4 protein-coding genes and 1 pseudogene are annotated in these 3,119 nt (G+C 68.8%); all 5 read right to left on the bottom strand.

Going from position 1 to position 3,119, the window contains the following annotated elements; all coding sequences use genetic code 11:
• Window positions 1-65: 65 nt before the first annotated feature.
• Window positions 66-425: an RNA polymerase-binding protein RbpA gene (locus RMO85_RS04850; RefSeq protein WP_310526813.1), complete on the bottom strand. Its 360-nt coding sequence runs from the start codon at window positions 423-425 to the stop codon at window positions 66-68.
• 71 nt (window positions 426-496) lie between these two features.
• Window positions 497-736 carry a preprotein translocase subunit SecG gene (gene secG, locus RMO85_RS04845; RefSeq protein ID WP_257954375.1) on the bottom strand — a complete coding sequence of 80 codons (240 nt, stop codon included), beginning with the start codon at window positions 734-736 and terminating at the stop codon, window positions 497-499.
• A 29-nt stretch (window positions 737-765) separates the two neighbouring features.
• Window positions 766-1,563, bottom strand: a complete 798-nt coding sequence (gene tpiA / locus RMO85_RS04840) for a triose-phosphate isomerase (protein WP_310526811.1) — start codon at window positions 1,561-1,563, stop codon at window positions 766-768.
• Between the two features lie 3 nt (window positions 1,564-1,566).
• Window positions 1,567-2,769, bottom strand: a complete 1,203-nt coding sequence (locus RMO85_RS04835; RefSeq protein ID WP_310526809.1) for a phosphoglycerate kinase — start codon at window positions 2,767-2,769, stop codon at window positions 1,567-1,569.
• A gap of 1 nt (window position 2,770) precedes the next feature.
• Window positions 2,771-3,119: pseudogene (locus tag RMO85_RS04830) on the bottom strand (type I glyceraldehyde-3-phosphate dehydrogenase); the annotation flags it as partial.

Below are 3,119 nucleotides of genomic sequence, written 5' to 3'. Positions count from 1 at the left end.
GCCTCCGCCCTCTGACGGCTCCAGCTTCTCACGCGTCCGCCCGCATGCGGCGCGTGCCCGGCGCCTCAGAAGATGATCTCGCCGGCCTTGCGGCGGCTGCGCAGGAGGGCGACGGCTTCGTGGAGGATGTCGGCCGCCTCGGTCTCGCTGCGCCGCTCCTTCACGTAGGCGAGGTGCGTCTTGTAGGGCTCGATCTTCGGCGCCGGGGGCGGGTTGTCCGAGTCCAGGCTGGCAGGCAGCCCACACTTGGGACAGTCCCAGGAGGCCGGGGCAGTGGCCTCGACCGCGAAGGTCACCACGGAGCGGTGCTCATGGGAGCAGAAGTAGGTGACGGCCTGTCGGGCGGCGGCCTCGCCGCGCTCCGCCTCGCCCATGGGACCAGCGCCGACCCTGCTACCCCGGATCGCGTTTCCTCCACCAGCCACGTGTGTCTCTTTCTCTCAGTCCCCGTCAGTGAATCGTGCGACAAAGCGATACGAACTGTGACGCAGCCGAGTCAGGAACCGGCGTAGGCCTTCAACAGTCCGAGGGCGATCACGCACGCGAACCAGATGACGCCCATCCCGATGGTGAAGCGGTCCAGGTTGCGTTCGGCAACCGACGACCCGCCCAGCGAGCTGGAGACGCCGCCACCGAACATGTCGGAGAGGCCACCTCCGCGTCCCTTGTGCAGCAGGACGAGCAGGATCATGACGGAGCTCGTCGCAACGAGCAGGATGGTGAAGAGCAGTTCCACGAACGGAAGCCTACGTCACGACCTGCCGGTCACAGGACCGGCATGTCGTAGAAGCGGCAGATGCCGCCGAACTCGTCGACCTGCAGGCTCGCTCCTCCGACGAGGGCGCCGTCGACGTCGGCCTTCTCCATGATCCCGGCCACGTTGGCGGCCTTGACCGAGCCGCCGTAGAGCACGCGGACACCGTCGGCCGCGGCGTCGCCGTGGACCTCGCGGATGCGGTCCCGGATGGCGCCGCAGACCTCCTGCGCGTCGTCGGGCGTGGCGACCTCGCCGGTGCCGATGGCCCACACCGGTTCGTAGGCGATGACCAGGTCGGTGACCTGCTCGGCCGTGAAGCCGGCGAGCGAGCCGTCGACCTGCGCCAACGTGTAGGCGACCTGGTCGCCCGCCTGCCGGATGTCGAGACCCTCGCCGACGCACACGATGGGGGTCATCTTGGCCGCGAGCGCCTTGTGCGCCTTGGCATTGACGACCTCATCGGTCTCGGCGTGGTACTCCCGGCGCTCGGAGTGCCCCACGACCACGTAGGAGCAGCCCAGCTTGGCCAGCATCGCCGCGGAGATCTCGCCGGTGTAGGCGCCGTTGTCGTGGGCGGAGACGTCCTGCGCGGCGTACTTGATCGAGAGCCGGTCACCGTCGACGAGCGTCTGCACGGATCGGAGGTCGGTGAAGGGGGGTACGACGACCACCTCGACCTTCGCGTAGTCATGGCGCTTGTCCGAGAGCGTCCAGGCCAGCTTCTGGACCAACACCACGGCTTCTTGGTGGTTGAGGTTCATCTTCCAGTTGCCGGCCATCAGCGGGGTGCGGGCGTTGCCAGTCATGGGTCAATCCCTTTCAAGGACAGCGATACCGGGCAGTTCCTTGCCCTCGAGGTACTCCAGCGACGCACCGCCACCGGTGGAGATGTGGCCGAAGGCGGCTTCGTCGAAGCCGAGCCGGCGAACTGCCGCGGCCGAGTCCCCACCACCGACGACCGACAGCCCGTCGATCCTGGTCAGTGCCTCGGCGACGGCACGGGTGCCGCCGGCGAAGGCATCGACCTCGAACACGCCCATTGGGCCGTTCCAGAAGACCGTCCCCGCGTCCGCCCGTGCCGCGGCGAAGGCCGCGGAGGACTCCGGTCCGATGTCGAGCCCGAGCGCGTCCGCCGCGATGGCGTCCGCGGCCACGACGTGCGGGTGCGGCTCGGCGTCATCGGACGGGAACACCGTGTCGACCACGATGTCGGTGGGCAGCACGATCTCGACGCCGCGCTCGGTGGCCTCGCTGAGATAGCGCAGGCAGGTCTCGAGCTGGTCCTCCTCGAGCAGGCTCCTGCCCACCTCGTGGCCCTGGGCCTTGAGGAAGGTGAAGACCATGCCACCGCCGATCAGCAGCTTGTCGGCCTTCTCGAGCAGGTTGTCGATGACCCCCAGCTTGTCGGAGACCTTCGAGCCGCCGAGCACGACGACGTAGGGCCGCGCGGGGTCGACGGTGAGTCGACGCAGGACGTCGATCTCGGTCGCGACCAGACCACCCATGGCCGAGGGCAGCCGCAGTGCCACGTCGTAGACGGACGCCTGCTTGCGGTGCACCACCCCGAACCCGTCGGAGACGAACGCGTCGGCGAGCTGGGCCAGCTGACCGGCGAAGGACGCGCGGACGTCGTCGTCCTTGCTGGTCTCGCCCTGGTTGAAACGGACGTTCTCGAGTACGGCGACATCCCCGTCGGCGAGAGCAGCGACCGTCTGAGCGGCGCTCTCCCCCACGGTGTCCGTGGCGAAGGCGACCTCCCGGCCCAGCAGCTCGCCCAGGCGGGCGGCCACCGGAGCCAGGGAGAACGCGGGGTCCGGTGCACCGTCGGGGCGTCCCAGGTGGGCCGCCACGACGACGCGGGCACCGGCGTCGGCGAGCTGCTTGATCGTGGGCACGCTGGCGCGGATGCGCCCGTCGTCAGTGATCGTCGTGCCGTCGAGCGGCACGTTCAGGTCAGAACGGACCAGGACGCGTTTGCCCCGCAGGTCCCCGAGCGAGTCGATGCCCGACACGTCAGAGGGTCTCGCCGATGTAGTCGATCAGGTCGACGAGGCGGTTGGAGTAGCCCCACTCGTTGTCGTACCAGCCGACGACCTTGACCTGGTTGCCGATGACCTTGGTCAGCGGCGCGTCGAAGATGCAGGACGCAGGGTCGGTGACGATGTCGGAGGACACGATCGGGTCGGTGGAGTACTTGAGGAAGCGGCCGTCGGCGGCCTTCTCGATGATCGAGTTGACCTCCTCGACCGTGGTCTCGCGGCCGGCCTCGAAGGTGAGGTCGGTCGCCGAGCCCGTGGGCACCGGCACGCGCAGCGCGTAGCCGTCGAGCTTGCCCTTGAGCTCGGGCATGACCAGGCCGATG

It is taken from the genome of Nocardioides sp. (assembly GCF_031422975.1).
Lineage (GTDB): Bacteria > Actinomycetota > Actinomycetes > Propionibacteriales > Nocardioidaceae > Nocardioides.
Note: the sequence above shows the minus strand (reverse complement) of the source record. Positions and strands in the feature narration are given on the sequence as shown.